We start from the raw sequence: 17,692 nt of genomic DNA, 5'->3' as shown, positions 1-17,692 counted from the left end.
GAACGTCCCGCCTGCCCTCTTGGCGTGTTCAGCGGGGCAGGGCGCGGCGTGCTCCCGCGCGGGGGGCCGGGCCGAGGGCGTCGCGCAGGTCCTGCAGCGCGGTGACGAGGGTCTGGCCTGTCTGGTCGACGGGCGCGAGGCGGTCGATGACGGCGCGGCTGCGGGCGGTGTCCTCCGCCTCGATGCGATCCATGATCTGGTCCAGCGTGGACCTCAGGCGCTCCTGGTGTCGCCTGTGGTGTTTCTCGACCGCGTCGATCAGCAGCCGGCCCTGGCTGCGGGTCACGTCCTCGAAGGCGGTACGGGCCTGCTTCACCTGTTCGTCGATCATGTTCTTGCGCTCCTGGCGCGCCTGCTGGACCTGGGACTCCCGGTCCTTGAGGAAGTCCGTGATCTTGGCGATGGCGATGGCCGTGACGACGGCGGCTCCCACCGGGACGGCGATGGTGGCGAGGCTGAGGCTGGTCGTCAGCCACACGGCACCGCCAGCGATCGGACCCGCCACGCCGACGGTGTTCGCCGCGGCCTGCACCACGCCGTAGACGGTCAGGGGCCGCTGCCCGTCCGTCTCCATGGGGAAGTAGCTGGTGTCGAGCGGCTCGGGCGAGACCAGCTGGGTACCGCGAAAGGGGTCAACTCCCGTCATCGAAGGTCAGATTGTGATATCGCGCCTACCCGGAGCCGTGCGAGATGCTCTCCCGGACCGGCCGCGGTGTCGCCCGCCCAGCCGACGTAGCCGTCCGGTCGTACGAGGAACAGCCCGGGGCCGTACGCGGCGGGGGCGGGGCCCTGTACGACGTGCACCGGCCCGTCGACCGGCGGGGCCTCGGTGTCCAGGGCGAGGAGTGTCCAGTGCGGTCCCCGGAACGCGTCGAAGAGGCGTACGCCGTTCACCGTCGCGTCGGGGGCGCGGTCGCCGGCCCGTAGGGGGCCCGGCGTCGTGCGGGTCTCGGCCGTGAGGGACGACTCCCGGTAGCCCAGCCCGAGTTGCCGGGTCGCCTCACCGCGGCGGGCCTCGCCGCGGTGGACGCGGGTGGACAGGCCCAGCATCTGGGCCGCGACGGCCCGCCGCTCCTCCTCGTAGGAGTCCAGCAGGGCCGGGTCCGCCCCGTCCCGCAGGACCGCGCCCAGCTTCCAGCCCAGGTTGTAGGCGTCCTGGACGCTGGTGTTCAGGCCCTGTCCGCCGGCGGGGGAGTGGACGTGCGCCGCGTCCCCGGCGAGGAACACCCGGCCGGAGCGGAAGCGGTCGGCGAGGGCGGCGCGGGGGCGGAAGTCCGAGGCCCAGCGCACCTCGGTCACGTCCTCGGGGGCGAGGTGGGAGCGGGCGGCGACGACCTCGCGGATGCCGTCGAGGGAGAGGTCGACCTCGGTGCCTTCCGGGAACTGCGCGACGACCTGGAAGTCCTCCGTGCCCGTGAGCGGGCAGATCGCGAGGAAGCCGTCGCCCTCCCCGCGCGGTGGGAAGACATGCCAGTGGTCGCGGTCCAGGCCGCTGATCCGCGTGTCCGCCACCAGCATCGGGCTCGGGTCGACGGTCTCGCCGGTCATCGGGATGCCGAGCGCGCGCCGCACCGCCGAGCGGCCGCCGTCCGCGGCGACGACGTACCGGGCGCGCAGTGCCCCACCGGAGGCGAGGTGCAGGGTCACGCCCTGCTCGCCCTGGGCGACGGAGACGACTTCCCGCCCGAAGGCGACCCGCCCGCCGAGTTCCGTCAGCCGCGCGTAGAGGATCTCCTGCGTGCGCCACTGCGGCACCATCCACGGCGCGGTGTACGGCGAGTCCTCGCTCGCCTCGGCCGGGTCGAACATGCGGTGCTCGCCGACGCGCTCACCGTCCTGCCAGATCGCCCCGACGGGATAGTCGCCGCCGGCCGCGAGGATCGCGCCGAGGACCCCGAGGTCGTCGAAGACCTCCATCGTGCGCGGCTGGATGCCCTTGCCGCGCGACCCCGGGAACAGCCGCTCGGCCCGTTCCACCACGAGCGCGTCCACGCCCCTGCGCGCCAGGTCGATGCCGAGCGCGAGGCCGGTCGGGCCGGCGCCGACGATCAGCACCTCCGTGTCGACCGCCATGGGATCGGTCAGGGGATCAGTCATGGGATCAGTCATGGGACCCACTCTCCTTAACGTTGTTAAGTGTCGCTGGGCATGAGCGTGCCCTTAACGCTGTTAAGCTGTCAAGCGTGGTTACGGAACGACGCGCGCCCCTCGACCGCACCAGGGTCGCGGACACCGCCCTGAGGCTCCTGAACGAGGTCGGTCTCGACGGCCTGACCCTGCGCGCCATCGCCAAGGAACTGGACGTCAAGGCGCCCGCGCTGTACTGGCACTTCAAGGACAAGCAGGCGCTGCTCGACGAGATGGCGACCGAGATGTACCGCCGGATGGTCGCCGGCACCGCCCTCGACCCGGACGACACCTGGCGGGAGCGGCTGCTCAAGGCCAACCGCGGCCTGCGCTCCGCGCTGCTCGGCTACCGCGACGGCGCGAAGGTCTTCAGCGGCTCACGCTTCACCGGCATTGAGCACGCCGGACAGATGGAGGAGACCCTGTGCCTGTTCACGGCCGCGGGCTTCACCCTCGCCCAGTCGGTCCGCGCCACCACGACCGCGTATCTCTACACCCTCGGCTTCGTCACCGAGGAGCAGGGCGTGCGGCCCCTGCCCGACGAACGCCGCGAGGGCTACGACGTCGAGGAGCGCGCCCGCATGATGGCCGACTTCCCGCTGTCGGCGGCCGCGGGCGCGGAGATCTTCGAGGACTACGACCGGCATTTCGAGGAGGGCCTCGCGCTGGTGGTGGCGGGAATCGAGGCCCGGTACGGGATCACATGAACGGGGCCGGCGTCAGCGCCCCGAGTTCCGGGCGTTGCGCAGGGCCCGCGTGACGACGGGCGGCAGCAGGTCCTTGGCGATCCGGCGGGCGTAGCGTCCGCGAACCGGAGCGGCGGGCGTGGCCGCCCGGGGCTCCGCGGGGGCCGGGGCGACCACGGGCTCCTCGACGTGGTGCCGGGACGGCGGGAACTCCGGGGCCTTCATGCCCTTGGACTTGAGGCGGATGATCCGGTGTCCGGCCGCCTCCTGCACGCTGAGGTGACAGTCGGTGCGGGCCCGCACCATCGCCAGCAGCTCCTCCTGGACCGGGCCCGGGTCCTCCCAGGTGCCGTACAGCTTCTGGGTGCTGAGGCAGATCGGGCGCAGCCCCCGGTTGAGCACGGCCTCCCAGACCGCTATCGAGACGCCGGGCGTGTGCTCGGAGCGGAAGTCGTCCAGGACGACCATGCCGCCGGGGAGCAGGGCCTCCCGGGCGGCCGTGATGTCGCCCTCCACGTGCTCGTACAGGTGCGAGGCGTCCACGTGCACCCACCGGCAGGAGCGCGGCTTCACCTCGGTCGGCACCACGGAGCTCGGGCCGTGCAGGACGCGCGGCAGCTCGTCGTGGAAGGCGAGGTAGTTCTCCTCGAAGGCCCGCCGGGTGAGGGCGGAGTACGACTTCGCCGACTCCGCCCGGTTGGCGTCGTCCGGCGCGTCGCCCTCGAAGAGGTCGCACACGGTGTAGTCCTCGCCCTCGCGGCGATGGCGTCCGGTGAAGATCGCGCTCTTGCCCATGTACACCCCGACCTCCAGCAGGTCGCCCCGCAGCCCGGCGCTCTCCTGCCGGTCGAGGAACCAGTCGAAGAGCATTTGGTCGAGGACGGGGAACCAGCCCTTGACGTCGTCGAGCGTGTGGGGCGGATGGATCGAGCCTGATGTCGCTGTCATGAGAAAGAGCACTCCCTGGTTCGGCCGTGAACTGCCTGGCGCCTGCCCGACCGGCGGATTTCACTCCTCGCCGCGGATGAATTCCGGGCCAACTCCAGCTTTCGCGCGACTTACCGGACCGGCGGGCGCGAGAGCGCCTTGCGGATCCTCGGGGTGAAGCGGTCCTCCACCAGCTTGTTCAGCAGCCACGCCAGCACCAGCATCGAAACGACGGTCAGTGCGAACGTGGCGTACGACGGGATGCCCAGCTTGCGGTGCAGGACCTCGACGACGACCCAGCCCAGGTGCTCGTGCACCAGGTAGAAGGGGTACGTCAGCGCGCCCGCGACGGTCAGCCAGTGCCAGTTGGCCCAGTGCAGCCAGCCGAGCGCGATCGCCGTGACGGCCAGGAAGCCCAGCGTCACCACCAGCATGATCCCGACGGACGTGCGGTACGAGAAGAACTCCGGGTTCGGCGCGTGCCACAGCCGGTCCACCGCGTAGTGCTGGCCGATCAGCCAGCTCACCACGACGATGCCCCAGGCGTACGGGTCACGCCGGTCCCGGTGCACCAGGTGCAGGCCGACTCCGCCGATGAAGAACGGCGCGTACTCGGGCATCAGGACGATGTCGAGCAGCGGCATCTTCGCGTTCTCCGCGATCGCGGCCGCCAGGGTCCAGCAGGCGCAGAACATGATCACGCGCCGGCGGTTGGCGCCGGGCAGCACCACGCACAGCGCGAACAGCGCGTAGAAGCGGACCTCCGCCCACAGCGTCCAGCACACACCGAGCACCCGGTCGACGCCCAGCGGCATCTGCAGCATCGTCAGGTTCACCAGCGCGTCGCTCGGTGAGACGGCCTTGTAGGTCACCACCGGCAGCGCGAACACCGCCGTGACGAGGATGATCGCCGCCCAGTACGCGGGCAGCAGCCGGGCGGCGCGGGAGGCGAAGAAGGAGCGCAGCGGACGCCCCCAGCCGCTCATGCATATGACGAAGCCGCTGATCACGAAGAAGATCTGCACGCCCAGGCAGCCGTAGGCGAAGTACCCGTGCAGCGTGGGGAACTGGAGCTTCGGCGAGGTGCCCCAGGCGTGCGCTATCTCGCCGTCCCGCCCGCCGTAGTGGTACGCGGCCACCATCAGCGCCGCCACCAGGCGCAGCCCGTCCAGCGCACGCAGCCGGGTCTCCCGGGGCCTGCCGGGCTTCACGGACTGCGGCGGGCCGGGCGTGCCCGCGGCAGGCGTGCCCGCGGCAGGCGTGCCCGCGGCAGGCGTGTCCGCGGCAGGCGGGAGGACGGCGCGGACCACGGTGCCCGTGGACGTCACGCGGGTGTCCCCGGGCGTGTCGATCACAAGATTCCCCTCGCTGGAACTCAGCCGGATCACAGCACACTAATTCGATTCAAACGTCGGCTTTGGTTGACGACGCAAGGCTTCGCCCGGCTGTCCACGCGTGTTCACCCGGGCGTCGCCTCCCGGCCCGACACCGGTCGCTCATGAGGGCCGGCCCGACAGGCCTCAGCGCCCCACGGCCCGCCGCAGCGACCGGGCCCGCCGCGCCACCCGGCGCACCGTCGCGTTGCGCGGGATGAAGGCGAGCTGGGCCGGCACGGCGCCGGGCAGCCCTAGGGAGGTGAGGCGGCGGCGCTTGAAGTACCGCCAGGTGTGCGGGTTCAGATGCCGCGCCAGATACGTTTCGGCGGCCGCCCGCAGGCTCGGGTAGATCTTCGCCTGCATCGCGAAGCCGACCGCCCGCACGAGCTCGTTCAGGCCGTCCACGTCCATGCTCCGGCGCTGGTCGGCGACCGCCTGCCGGTCCGTCAGCTCCGGCAGCAGCGCGTCCACGATCGTCACCGGCACCCGGTTGCTGTTCTCGTACGGCGTCAGCCGCTCCAGGAGCGTGGCGGTGCCGACGCGGGCCACGGGCAGGTTGAACAGCGCGGAGGCGGTCAGCAGGGCGGTGGAGAAGCACCCGACGACCAGCGCGGGACGCATCCGCTGGTAGAGCACCTCGGCCAGGACCGGGGTGTCGAGCACCGTCAGCTCGGCGCCCAGCTTCTCCGCCTCCTGCTCCAGCGCGCGCGACCAGCGGGCCGGCGCCGAGGGATGCGGCTTGAACACCACGCGCGTGTGGCCGAGCCCGACGGCGCCCTTCAGCATCCGTACGTGCAGGTCCTCCTCCTCCTCGGGGGTGAGGATGCCGAGCGCGGAGAGGTACTGGCCGAGCAGCAGCGCCGGTTCGTCGATGGACGGCAACACGTCACCCGTGTCGACGAGCTCGGCCAGGACCTTCACGAAGGCGTCCGTCGGCACGATCTCCGGCGCGACGCCGAACTCCGTGAGCAGCAGGGGCGTCAGGCCCGGCACGAGGTCCAGGTGGAGAAGGCGGTCGATGCGGGTGCCGACCAGCGGGTCGATCTTGTTGCGGGTGGGTCCGTAGCTCATCAGGCCGTCGGCGTAGACGGTGACGGGCGCGCCGGTGAAGATCTGGGTGAACCCGAGCGCGGGATTGACCTGGATCGACTCGACGGCCAGCTCCACATCGTCCTCGCCCAGCCCCCACAGCAGCCGCAGATGCCGCTCCCACAGCGGGACGTCGTCCATGCGCGGCGACCAACCGCCCGGGTGGAAGGGGGAGATGGCCTCGTTCCACGACACCACGTCGTCGAAGCGCGTACGCAGCTGCGCGAAGCCCGGCATCTCGTCCAGGGCCGGCGAGACCTCCGGGGTCGCCGCGTTGTTGCAGACGAGCAGGATGCGCCGGTCGGCGGGGCGGAAGCAGTCGGAGTCGAGGGCGGCGGCGAGCGTGGCGGTGCCGTACAGCGTCGACGCCATGAAGATCTGCGTGGTCATGCGGCGACCCCCGTGGCGGCCGGGCGGCGGCGCAGCCGGCGCAGCCGGGTCGCGCGCTGCACGTCCATGGAGTCCAGCGCCTCGTCCAGGACGTCCTGCGGCATGCGGCGCAGGGCCACGGAGCTCATGGACTTGAGTTTTCTCGCCACCGCGGGCTCGAACCTTTCGATGGATCCCAGATGATGGGAAATGATGGCGCAATACGTACGAACGGCCTTCGGCAGGAGTTTCTCCGCCTCGCGGTCCTGCGCGGTTTCCGCGATGACCTGGTCGAACGCCCGAATGAAATCGAGTTGTCGCACATCACCGATCTGGGTGAGCGATGAGGCGACGCCACGCCGGTAGTAGACGCCCAGCAGCCCCACCGTGGCGAACGAATCCGCCTCCCGGTGCAGCTTCCAGATCCACGGCCGGTCCTCCGCGGTGCGCAGCCCGTCGGTGAAGTGCAGCACCCCCTTGTCGACCAGCCGGCGGTGGTAGACACCCGCCCACGCGTAGGCGTAGTCGACGGAGGTGGAGCGGTCGGCGGGCAGGATCGCGTCCCGCGGGTTCATCACCACGTTGCGCCGACCGTGCGGCACCCGGTGGATCGAGCGTGCCCGCGCGGTGCACTGCACATGGTCGGTACGCAGGAAGTCGCAGCCCAACTCCTCTATCGCGGAGACCAGTCGGGGGTAATAGCCGGGTGCGAGCCAGTCGTCCCCGTCGAGGAACGTCAGGTACTCGCCCCGCGCCTTGTCGATCCCGGTGTTGCGCGCGGTGGCCAGCCCTCCGTTCTTCGCGTGTCTGACGAGCACCGCGCCTGGCAGCTCGCGCTCCGCGCGCGCGAGAATGTCCGGCGTCTCGTCGCGCGAGCAGTCGTCGACGAGGATGAATTCGAAGTCCTCACGCGCGTTCGCACGCAGGCTCTTCAGGGTGTCGGGCGCGTATTGCTGCACGTTGTAGAACGGCACGATGACGGAGAGCTTGACCACGAGGTTGACGTTAGGCGCAGGCCCGGCATTCGTCTTTACCGTCGACTTGATGCCAGGTGAACGGCATGTGGCGAAGCAGTGAACCGGGTCTTTTTGCGGGCCGTTGACGGCCCGATTCGCCATTCGTCGATGTGCTGTTAACCGTTTGTTGTATTCGGGTTGGGCGGAACCTCGGAATGCCTTCCTACGGTCTTCGACGTGCCAGCAAGTGCAACGAAGGGCCTGCGAGTCGCCGTTCTCGCGGATTCCGACACCCGGTGGAAATGGGGTGCGCTCACCGCGAAGCGCACGGTTTCCGCCGAATCGGACATCCGTCTGGACGGCTACCTCCTGCGCGGCCGAGCCACCCCCACCGCCCGTCAGCTCCGCGAGGTCGGCGTCCACGCCGACTCCCTGCGCGAGGTGACCGCCGTGGAGTTCCTGCGCGCGATGAGCGAGGAGTCGTACGACGTTCTCGTCCTCTCGCTCGTCGGCGGCGGCGTCCAGGCGATGCTGCACGGCCTGCGGCGCGCCTGGGACGGCCGGTCGAAGCGGCCCGTCGTCGTCACCGGCTACGTCGGTGTCGTCTACGAGAAGCTCGCCGACGGACTGCTGCTGCGGCACGGCGCGGACCTGGTCCTCGCCAACTCCCGCCAGGACGCGGAGCGTTTCCGCGACGTCTACGAGGGAGTGGGCGCCGACGCCTCGTCCGTCACCGAAGTAGCCCTGCCCTTCCTGGGCGGAGCGCCCTACGAAGGTGAACACGACCCGTACACCGTGGTGTTCGCCGCGCAGCCCTCCGTGCCGGACAGCCGCAAGGACCGTACGTACCTCCTCGACCGGCTCGTCCAGCACGCGCGGCTGCACCCCGAGCGAGAGGTGCTGCTGAAGCTGCGCTCCAGGCCCGGCGAGCACACCACGCACCTGGAGGAGCTGCCCTACCAGAAGCTGGCGCAGCGCTCCGACCTGCCGCCCAACTTCCGCCTGGTGTACGGGCACATGGGCGAGGTGCTCGACCGCACCGACCTGCTGGTCACGGTCAGCTCCACGGCCGCCCTGGAGTCCCTGCACCGCCGCATCCCCACCGTGGTCCTCACCGACCTCGGCGTGCGCGAGGTGCTCGGCAACCACCACTTCGTCGGCTCCGGCTGCCTCGCCTCCTGGGACCAACTCGACGCAGGACACCGCCCGGTGCCCGACGAGGAGTGGGTCGCCCGGCAGGGCGTCGCCGCCGACGGCTCGTACGAGACCGCCTTCGACGCGGCCCGCGAGCGGATCGCCAAGCTGCTCGCCACACCCGAACTGACCCCGCTCGCGCCGTACTACACGCCCGAGACCGCGCCCGGCTATCTGCCCGGCATCCTCGCCCGCCACCACCTCGGCCCCGACGGCACCCCGCTGCCCGGCGCCCCCGCCGCCGACAAGGAGCCCGGACCGGTCCGGCAGATCGTGCGCCGGGCGGCGCGCGGCGCCTACCGGCACGGCGTGCAGCGGGTGGCCCCCGTCATCCGGCGGATGGGCGAGCTGTGAACGAGCCGAACCCTGCCCAAGGAGTAGACCCCATGTCCCAACCGGAAGCGGGCCCAGGCACCGCGGTGCGCCGGGTGCTCGCGGTGATCCCCGCGCGCGGCGGCTCCAAGGGCGTGCCCGCGAAGAACCTCACCCCCGTCGGCGGCATACCGCTGGTCTCCCGCGCCGTGCGCGAGTGCCGCGCCTCCCGCCTGGTGACCGACGTCGTCGTCTCCACCGACGACCAGGCGATCGCCTCCGCCGCCCGCCAGGCCGGCGCCGAGGTCGTGCTGCGGCCCGCCGCCATCGCCGGCGACACCGCGACCTCCGAGGCCGCCGTCCTGCACGCCATGGACGCCCACGAGGCGCTGCACGGCGACACGGTGGACGTGGTCCTGCTCGTGCAGTGCACCAGCCCGTTCATCGTCCGCGAGGACATCGACGGGGTCGTGGGCGCGATCGTCGAGAACGGCGCCGACACGGCCGTGACGGTGGCCCCGTTCCACGGCTTCATCTGGAGGGACGCCGACACCGAGGCCAACTCCGGTGAGACGACCGGCGGTTACGGCGTCAACCACGACAAGTCCTTCCGCCCTCGCCGCCAGGACCGCCCCCAGGACCTCCTGGAGACCGGCGCCGCCTACGCGATGCACGCGGCGGGCTTCCGCAAGCACCAGCACCGCTTCTTCGGCCACACCGAGCTCGTACGGACCGACCCGGCCCGCGTGCTGGAGATCGACGACCCGCACGACCTCGCCCGCGCCCGGGCCCTGGCGCCGCTGTTCGACGCCGACCGGCCCGGCGCCCTCCCAACCGCCGACGACATCGACGCGGTCGTCCTCGACTTCGACGGCACCCAGACCGACGACCGGGTGCTGGTCGACTCCGACGGACGGGAGTTCGTCTCCGTGCACCGCGGGGACGGACTCGGCATCGCCGCGCTGCGCAGAAGCGGCCTGAAGATGCTGATCCTGTCCACGGAACAGAACCCTGTGGTCGCCGCCCGGGCCCGGAAGCTCAAGCTCCCGGTCCTGCACGGCATCGACCGCAAGGACCTCGCGCTGAAGCAGTGGTGCGAGGAGCAGGGCATCGCGCCGGAGCGCGTGCTCTACGTCGGCAACGACGTCAATGACCTCCCGTGCTTCGCCCTCGTCGGCTGGCCCGTGGCGGTCGCGAGCGCCCACGACGTCGTGCGCGGCGCCGCACGCGCGGTCACCACCGTCCCCGGTGGCGACGGCGCGATCCGAGAGATCGCCAGCTGGATCCTCGGCCCCTCTCTCGATTCCCTCACCAAGTAAGGACACCCCTGTCATGAGCAACTTCCGCCTCCGCCAGTTCGGTTCGAAGACCGCCGGCCCCGGTCACCCCGTCTACGTCGTCGGCGAGATCGGCATCAACCACAACGGTGAGCTCGAGAACGCGTTCAAGCTGATCGACGCGGCCGCCGAGGCCGGCTGCGACGCCGTGAAGTTCCAGAAGCGCACCCCCGAGATCTGCACCCCGCGCGACCAGTGGGACATCGAGCGCGACACCCCCTGGGGCCGGATGACCTACATCGACTACCGCCACCGCGTGGAGTTCGGCGAGGACGAGTACCGCCAGATCGACGAGTACTCCAAGGAGAAGGGCATCGCCTGGTTCGCCTCCCCGTGGGACACCGAGGCCGTCGCCTTCCTGGAGAAGTTCGACGTCCCCGCCCACAAGGTCGCCTCCGCCTCCCTCACGGACGACGAGCTGCTGCGCGCCCTGCGCTCCACGGGCCGCACCGTCATCCTCTCCACCGGCATGTCCACCCCGAAGCAGATCCGCCACGCCGTCGAGGTCCTGGGCAGCGACAACATCCTGCTGTGCCACGCCACGTCGACGTACCCGGCGAAGGCCGAGGAGCTCAACCTCCGCGTGATCAACACCCTGCAGGCCGAGTACCCGAACGTCCCGATCGGCTACTCCGGCCACGAGACCGGCCTGCAGACCACGCTCGCCGCGGTCGCCCTCGGCGCCACCTTCGTCGAGCGCCACATCACCCTCGACCGCGCCATGTGGGGCTCCGACCAGGCCGCCTCCGTCGAGCCGCAGGGCCTGACCCGCCTCGTCCGCGACATCCGCACCATCGAGGCCTCCCTCGGCGACGGCGTCAAGAAGGTCTACGACTCCGAGCTCGGCCCGATGAAGAAGCTGCGCCGCGTCGCCGGCGTCGTCGCCGAGGCGGAGATCGCGGCGGCGGCGGGCGAGCCGGTGGCGGTGTGAGTCCAAGAGACTCCGACTTACGGGACGGTCACACGCCGATGAGCCCCCGCGCCGGGAAACCCGGCCCCAGCCCCCACACCCTGGCCTTCGTCGAAAGTCCGGTCCAGCTGCTCAACACGCTGGAGTGGGCGCACGCACACGCACCCACGCTCCGGACCGAGGAGGGTCCCGGCGCGGGGTTCACCCTGGTCGTCCTGTCCCCGACCGACCCGATGACCCGTGGCCAGCTGCGCCGTATGGCCGAACTGGCCCGCGAGGAGGGTCATGACGTGCGCTGGGAAGAGGCGCGGGGCGGTCCCGCGGCCCCGTTCCAGACGATAGGCGGACTGACCTCGCTGCTGCGGCGGGCCCGGCGGGTGGTCATGGGGGACCCGTTCTCCCGCTATGTGCAGCTGCTGCTGACCATCACCCGCGCCCGTGAGCTGGTCGTCGTCGACGACGGCACGGCGACCATGGAGTTCGTCGGCCAGCTCTCCCGGGGCGAGCGCCTCGTGCGCTGGCACCGCAAGGGCGGCCGCCCCGGCCCCCGCGACCTGCTCTTCGCCCCCGTGTCGTCCTCCGCCCGGCGCCGGCTCACGCCGGGCGGGGACCGCCGCGTCGAGGTCTTCTCGTCGATGCCGATCGAGGAGACGCCCCGGGGCGTGACGGTCACCGCGAACGACTTCGCCTGGACCCGCTCCCGCTTCGGCCCGCCCCGCATCACCAAGGGCGCGGACATGGTGGGCACGTCGCTGGTGGAGACCGGCGTGGTGGACGGAGACCGGTACCTGGAGGCCGTCAAAGCGCTGGCCGGCGCCCATGGTGCGGCACGGTATTTCGCGCACCGCAGGGAGAGCGCGGAGAAGCTGCACCGGCTGGCGGCCGAGACGGGCCTCGAGATCGTCCGCCCGGACCTGCCGCTGGAGCTGATCGCCCGCCGTGGCCCGATCGGCCGAACGATCCTGAGCTTTCCCTCGACCGTCGTCCACACCCTGCCGCTCGCCCTGGCCGGTACCGACGTCAAGGTCGCGGTCTGTGACATCGACCCCGCCTGGCTCACGGAGAACGCCTCCCCGAGGGCCCAGGGCTTCCTGTCCGGGGTGACGGGCACGGCACGGGACGTGCACCGGCTGTCGATGGTTCGCGCGGTGTAGGGCGGCACGGATTACCTCAGGGGTAATCGCCGTGGGCGGGCGGTCCTGCCTACGTTCGGCCCAACGTCCCCCGCCGGGACGCGCCCGAACGAGCGACCGAGGGAGCCACCGTGTCCGCCACGCCCGCCTACGGCTTCGCCCACCTGCGCAGCCGCCGCCCCCACCCCGACATCCTCGCCTACCTGGAGCGCATCCAGGCGACCCTCGACCCCTTCCAGGGCCGCTTCGTCATCCACGGACCGCCCACCGAGGTCGTCGAGGGAACCTGGCCGGGCAGCATGGTCCTCATCGAGTTCCCCGGCCTCGCCGAGGCCCGCGCCTGGTACGCGTCGCCCGCCTACCAGGCCATCCTGCGCCTGCGCACCGACCACATCGAGGGAGACGTCCTCCTCATCGAGGGCGTCGGCCCCGACTACGACCCGCGCGAGCGGGCGGCGAAGCTGCGCACGCAGGACACCTAAGGTCTTTCGTTTGGATCAGGCCGGACCCCGCTCCCTGATCCGGCCTGATCCAAACGAGAGGCCCTAGAGCTCGCCCGAGCCCGTCCCGGAGTCCGGGCGCTGATCCCGCGTACTGGACAGATCGGCGTGATGCACACGGGGCGTGGTATCCGTGAAAGGAGTGGATGGGCTCTGAAGATCCGGTCGACGTGCCGAAAATCACGGAGTTTACCCATCACCCCTGGTTCCTATGCGTCGGGCCGCCAATTTTTCTTCCCGGAAGGGTTGAATTTTTGTTGATCGAGCCAGTTGGCGGCTTCGGCGTCCTACCCTTCAAAGGGTGACGCAATTGATGTCCTCAGAGTCCGAGGTCGATCCGGCCGGGGAAGCGACCCTCCCCGGCGAACTGCCCGAGGCGCTCCGCGCCGAGCTCATCGCGTTCCGACGCGACCTGCACATGCACCCTGAGCTCGGCAACCAGGAGTTCCGTACGACCGCCGCGATCAAGGCCCGGCTGGAGAAGGCCGGGCTCAAGCCGCGCGTACTCGCCGTCGGGACCGGACTCGTCTGTGACATCGGCGTACCCGACGGGGGCCGGGTCGACGGGCCACCGATCCTCGCCCTGCGGGCCGACATCGACGCCCTGCCCATCCCGGACGTCAAGACGGAGTGCCCGTACCGCTCCACCGTGCCCGACCGCGCACACGCCTGTGGACACGACGTGCACACCACCGTCGTCCTCGGGGCCGGGCTGGTCCTCGCCGAGCTGCACCGGCAGGGGCGGCTGCCCAGGCCCGTGCGGCTGCTCTTCCAGCCGGCCGAGGAGGTGCTGCCCGGCGGTGCCGCCGACGCCATCGACTGCGGGGTGCTCGAAGGGGTCGGCCGCATGATCGCCGTGCACTGCGACCCGCGCGTCGACGCCGGGAAGGTCGGGCTGCGCAACGGAGCCATCACCTCCGCCTGCGACCGCCTGGAGATCGCCCTCGACGGACCCGGCGGCCACACCGCGCGCCCCCACCTCACCACGGACCTCGTCACCGCCGTCGCCCGCGTCGTCACCGACGTGCCCGCGCTGGTCGGCCGCCGCGTCGACACGCGCGCCGGGCTCGCCGTGACCTGGGGCCGGATCGAGTCCGGCCACGCCCCGAACGTGATCCCGCAGCACGCCGAGCTCTCCGGGACCGTGCGGTGCCTGGACATCGACGCCTGGCGGCAGGCCCCCGACATCGTGGTCGCCGCCATCGACGAGGTCGCCAACCTGCACGGCGCCAAGGGCGAGATCAACTACATCCGTGGCGTCCCGCCCGTCGTGAACAACGGGGAGGTGACCGATCTGCTGCGGGAGGCCATGGTCGCCCGGCGCGGGGACGACTCCGTCGAGACCACCGAGCAGAGCCTCGGCGGCGAGGACTTCTCCTGGTACCTGGAGCACGTGCCCGGAGCCATGGCCCGGCTGGGCGTCCGCCCCCCGGGGGAGCGCACCGTGCGGGATCTGCACCAGGGTGACTTCGATGTCGACGAGTCGGCCATCACGGTGGGCGTCGAGTTGTTCACCGCGGCGGTTCTGCTGGACGCGGCGACCCGAACGGTGTAGGCCGAAAGGGTGTCCGTTCGGCACCCTTTCGTCTATTTGTGTCACGGGGGTGTAACCGCTGGTAGAAGCTTGTAACTCGCCGGCGCCACGAATCGATAACGGCCCCGGAAAACCCCGTTCCCCTGCCCTTCTACGCGCGTTACCGTTCGCCGCAATCGCCACCTGAGGCGGCACAATTGGGGAAGCGGGCCGGCGACGGTGCCGTGGGGACGAAGGGGTGCTTGCTGTGCGTCTGAACTCTCGGAGGACCAGGTTCTCTCAAGCAGCGGTGACCGTCGCGGTCGTCGCACTCGCGGCCGCCGGCTGCGGCGAGTCCAGCTCGGGCTCGAAGAGCAGCGACACGTCGTCCGGCGCGTACTCCGGCAAGGGCATCGGCCTCGCGTACGACATCGGCGGCAAGGGTGACCAGTCGTTCAACGACGCCGCCTACGCCGGCTTCCAGAAGGCCGAGAAGGAGTTCAAGATCGGCGGCCGGGACATCGAGCCGCAGGACGGCGAGTCCAACGCCGACAAGGTCCAGCGCCTCACCCAGCTCGCCCAGGCCGGCTACAACCCGGTGATCGGCGTCGGCTTCGTCTACGGACCGGCCGTCAAGGAGGCCGCCGCCAAGTTCCCCAACACCACCTTCGGGATCATCGACGACGAGACCGTCAAGGCCAAGAACGTCGCCGACATGGTCTTCCACGAGGAGCAGGCCTCCTACCTCGCCGGGGTCGCCGCGGCCAAGGCCACCAAGAAGAACCACATCGGCTTCATCGGCGGTGTCGACATCCCGCTGATCCACAAGTTCGAGGCCGGGTACGTCCAGGGCGCCAAGTCGGTCAACCCGAACATCAAGATCGAGTCGCAGTACCTGACGGAGACCGCCCAGGAGGGTGGCTTCTCCAGCCCCGACAAGGGCAAGGACGCGGCGAGCGGTCAGATCGAGGCGGGCGCCGACGTGCTCTACCACGCGGCGGGCCTGTCCGGTCAGGGCGTGATCTCCGAGGCCGCCGGCAAGAAGGTGTGGGCCATCGGCGTCGACTCCGACCAGTACTCGCAGAGCGCGCTCGCCGCGTACAAGGACTACATCCTCGGCTCCGCCCTCAAGAACGTCGGCGGCGCGGTCTACGACCTCGTCAAGTCCGTCTACGAGGGCAAGCCCCTCGCCGGCGTCGTCCGCGGCAGCCTCTCCAACAACGGCGTCGGCTTCGCCGACACCAACCCCAAGTACCAGTCCATGAAGGACGTCGTCGCCGCCGTCGACAAGGCCAAGCAGGACATCATCGACGGCAAGATCACGGTCAACACGAAGTGACCCACCCGTGAGACAAGCCCCCCTACGCCGGACCGGCACGGGGGGCTTCGTCATGCGGGCGCGCGCCATGCCGTGACGGAGCCCCTCGAAGCCCGGCCAGGAGCCTGGGCACGGCGGGCGGCGCGCAGCTTCGACGGGGGCTGCCCTTTCGGTGAGGCCTGGGCGTGGGTGTGTGGGGCTCAGGCGGGGGCGGCGGGGCCTGGCTGTGACGGTCGCCGCTTTTTGGCGAGGCCACCTGTCCGGCGAGGCCACGGCGCGGGGAGCGGTCCGGCCCAGGAGGGGGCGGTCCAGCGCGTGGGCCGCCCCCTTCGGCGACGCCGCTCTTGCTGTTCGCTGCTGTCTCCGCGCGGCCGTCTGTCCGGCGAGCCGGCTCGACAACCTGCACCCCTCCCTCGGGTGCCCTGGAGGGGAGCGCCAGCTGTCGGGCCGCCCCGAGCGGGCGTTCCTGCGTACCGGGGTTCCAGTCCCTCGGCAGTGCGGTGAAGCCCCGCTTCCGTGGCCGATTTCCGCCTGCGGCGCGTATGAGCGGGGTTGCGCTCCGAAGTCGCCCCAGGTGGCGCGGGGGTGGCCGCGGATGGGGTGGTGATCCGTTCAAAACGGTCGGATAACACTGTCGCCAGCTGGGTTTCATGTTGAATCTACGCGCGTTACGCTGCGGCGGAACCAGCGCCTGGTACGGGCGCTTGCACAAAGGAGTCTCGTTCCATGCGCCGGGTGTCCCGAATTGCCGCTGCGGGTGTCGCAACCGCGGCCCTCGCTGTCACCGTTTCCGCCTGTGGAAGCTCGTCCACCTCGTCGTCCAACTCGTCCTCCTCCGGTGGCGGCGACAAGGGCCTCGCCCTGGCGTACGACGTCGGCGGCAAGGGCGACCAGTCCTTCAACGACGCCGCCACGGCCGGCCTGGACAAGGCCGACAAGGAGTTCGGCTACAAGAGCACGGCCGTCGAGCCGCAGGACGGCGAGTCGGACGCGGACAAGGTGCAGCGCCTGGAGCAGCTCGCCAAGTCCGGCTACAACCCGGTGATCGGTGTCGGCTTCGCCTACGCGTCGGCCGTCAAGGAGGTCGCCGCCAAGCACCCGAAGACCACCTTCGGCATCGTCGACGACGAGCAGATCAAGGCCGCCAACGTCGCCGACCTGGTCTTCCACGAGGAGCAGGCCTCCTACCTCGCCGGTGTCGCGGCCGCCAAGGCCACCAAGACCAACACCGTGGGCTTCGTCGGCGGTGTCGACGTCCCGCTGATCCACAAGTTCGAGGCCGGCTTCAAGCAGGGCGTCGAGGACACCAAGAAGGGTGTCAAGGTCAAGTCGCAGTACCTGACGGAGACCGCCCAGGAGGGTGGCTTCGCCAGCCCCGACAAGGGCGAGAACGCCGCCGAGGGCCAGATAGACGCCGGTGCGGACGTCGTCTACGCCGCCGCCGGTCTCTCCGGCCAGGGCGTCATCAAGGCCGCCAACGCGCACAAGATCTGGGCGATCGGCGTCGACTCGGACCAGTACAAGCAGGCCGCGCTGGCCAAGTACAAGGACTCGATCCTCACCTCGGCCATGAAGAACGTCGAGGGCGCGGTCTACGAGCTCGCCAAGTCGGTCCACGACAAGAAGCCCGCGACCGGCGTGGTCCGCGGCAGCCTCAGCAACGGTGGCGTGAGCCTGTCGAACTCCAACCCCGCCTTCGCCGACAACACCGCGATCCAGGACGCGGTGAAGAAGGCCGAGGAAGGCATCAAGAACGGCACCATCAAGGTGAAGACCTCCTGACCTTCCGGTTGTGGCCCGGTCAGGGTCTTGGCCGAAAGGGCGCTGTGATGACAGCGTTGCGGCCACCGAACGGGGTACGGGGAGGATGCCTCACCGTACCCCGGCCGCCACGCTCCCGTCTGTCGCGCGAGAGTGGCGGCCGGGGCACCCCGTCCGCGCGGCA

At 70.6% G+C, this 17,692-nt stretch carries 15 protein-coding genes; 9 read left to right on the top strand and 6 right to left on the bottom strand.

The window, feature by feature from the left end; genetic code table 11:
• Positions 1-28 precede the first annotated feature (28 nt).
• Both AC067M_RS06410 and AC067M_RS06405 read right to left on the bottom strand, forming a co-directional pair.
• The gene (locus AC067M_RS06410; RefSeq protein ID WP_478695822.1) at positions 29-646 is read right to left on the bottom strand and encodes a hypothetical protein; all 618 of its coding nucleotides are present in this window, start codon (positions 644-646) and stop codon (positions 29-31) included.
• Complete coding sequence (locus AC067M_RS06405; protein WP_478695821.1) at positions 643-2,109, bottom strand: FAD-dependent oxidoreductase; 1,467 nt, start codon at positions 2,107-2,109, stop codon at positions 643-645. The genes AC067M_RS06410 and AC067M_RS06405 overlap by 4 nt, the downstream gene beginning before the upstream one ends.
• A gap of 74 nt (positions 2,110-2,183) precedes the next feature.
• On the opposite strand from AC067M_RS06405, the gene AC067M_RS06400 reads away from it, so the two are divergent.
• Complete coding sequence (locus AC067M_RS06400; protein WP_478695820.1) at positions 2,184-2,834, top strand: TetR/AcrR family transcriptional regulator; 651 nt, start codon at positions 2,184-2,186, stop codon at positions 2,832-2,834.
• A gap of 12 nt (positions 2,835-2,846) precedes the next feature.
• On the opposite strand, the gene AC067M_RS06395 is transcribed toward AC067M_RS06400, so the two are convergent.
• The 4 genes from AC067M_RS06395 to AC067M_RS06380 form a co-directional block, all read right to left on the bottom strand.
• Complete coding sequence (locus AC067M_RS06395; protein ID WP_478695819.1) at positions 2,847-3,761, bottom strand: class I SAM-dependent methyltransferase; 915 nt, start codon at positions 3,759-3,761, stop codon at positions 2,847-2,849.
• 110 nt (positions 3,762-3,871) lie between these two features.
• Positions 3,872-5,095 carry an acyltransferase family protein gene (locus tag AC067M_RS06390; protein WP_478695818.1) on the bottom strand — a complete coding sequence of 408 codons (1,224 nt, stop codon included), beginning with the start codon at positions 5,093-5,095 and terminating at the stop codon, positions 3,872-3,874.
• 165 nt (positions 5,096-5,260) lie between these two features.
• Positions 5,261-6,595, bottom strand: a complete 1,335-nt coding sequence (locus tag AC067M_RS06385) for an alpha-2,8-polysialyltransferase family protein (RefSeq protein WP_478695817.1) — start codon at positions 6,593-6,595, stop codon at positions 5,261-5,263.
• Complete coding sequence (locus AC067M_RS06380) at positions 6,592-7,569, bottom strand: glycosyltransferase family 2 protein (protein WP_478695816.1); 978 nt, start codon at positions 7,567-7,569, stop codon at positions 6,592-6,594. Before AC067M_RS06380 ends, AC067M_RS06385 begins: the two co-directional genes overlap by 4 nt.
• A 198-nt stretch (positions 7,570-7,767) precedes the next feature.
• Here AC067M_RS06380 and AC067M_RS06375 point away from each other — a divergent pair, with 198 nt between their 5' ends.
• From AC067M_RS06375 to AC067M_RS06340, 8 genes are all read left to right on the top strand, one after another.
• Positions 7,768-9,078, top strand: coding sequence for a DUF6716 putative glycosyltransferase (locus AC067M_RS06375; RefSeq protein ID WP_478695815.1), 1,311 nt, complete (start codon positions 7,768-7,770; stop codon positions 9,076-9,078).
• A 32-nt stretch (positions 9,079-9,110) separates the two neighbouring features.
• Entirely contained in the window at positions 9,111-10,355 is a 1,245-nt protein-coding gene (locus AC067M_RS06370) for a cytidylyltransferase domain-containing protein (protein WP_478695814.1), read from the top strand.
• A 13-nt stretch (positions 10,356-10,368) separates the two neighbouring features.
• Positions 10,369-11,304 (top strand): N-acetylneuraminate synthase family protein, encoded by a 936-nt coding sequence (locus AC067M_RS06365; RefSeq protein WP_478695813.1) that lies wholly within the window; start codon positions 10,369-10,371, stop codon positions 11,302-11,304.
• 38 nt (positions 11,305-11,342) lie between these two features.
• A complete protein-coding gene (locus AC067M_RS06360) occupies positions 11,343-12,437 on the top strand; it encodes a hypothetical protein (protein WP_478695812.1) in 1,095 nt (364 codons plus the stop codon).
• Positions 12,438-12,547: 110 nt separating this feature from the next.
• Entirely contained in the window at positions 12,548-12,898 is a 351-nt protein-coding gene (locus AC067M_RS06355) for a DUF1330 domain-containing protein (protein ID WP_478695811.1), read from the top strand.
• A 331-nt stretch (positions 12,899-13,229) separates the two neighbouring features.
• Positions 13,230-14,471, top strand: a complete 1,242-nt coding sequence (locus AC067M_RS06350) for a M20 family metallopeptidase (RefSeq protein ID WP_478695810.1) — start codon at positions 13,230-13,232, stop codon at positions 14,469-14,471.
• 268 nt (positions 14,472-14,739) lie between these two features.
• Entirely contained in the window at positions 14,740-15,768 is a 1,029-nt protein-coding gene (locus tag AC067M_RS06345; protein WP_478695809.1) for a BMP family lipoprotein, read from the top strand.
• A 705-nt stretch (positions 15,769-16,473) separates the two neighbouring features.
• Positions 16,474-17,529: a BMP family lipoprotein gene (locus AC067M_RS06340; RefSeq protein WP_478695808.1), complete on the top strand. Its 1,056-nt coding sequence runs from the start codon at positions 16,474-16,476 to the stop codon at positions 17,527-17,529.
• The last annotated feature ends 163 nt before the right edge of the window (positions 17,530-17,692 follow it).

The organism is Streptomyces sp. NPDC043427 (genome assembly GCF_056436655.1).
Note: the sequence above shows the minus strand (reverse complement) of the source record. Positions and strands in the feature narration are given on the sequence as shown.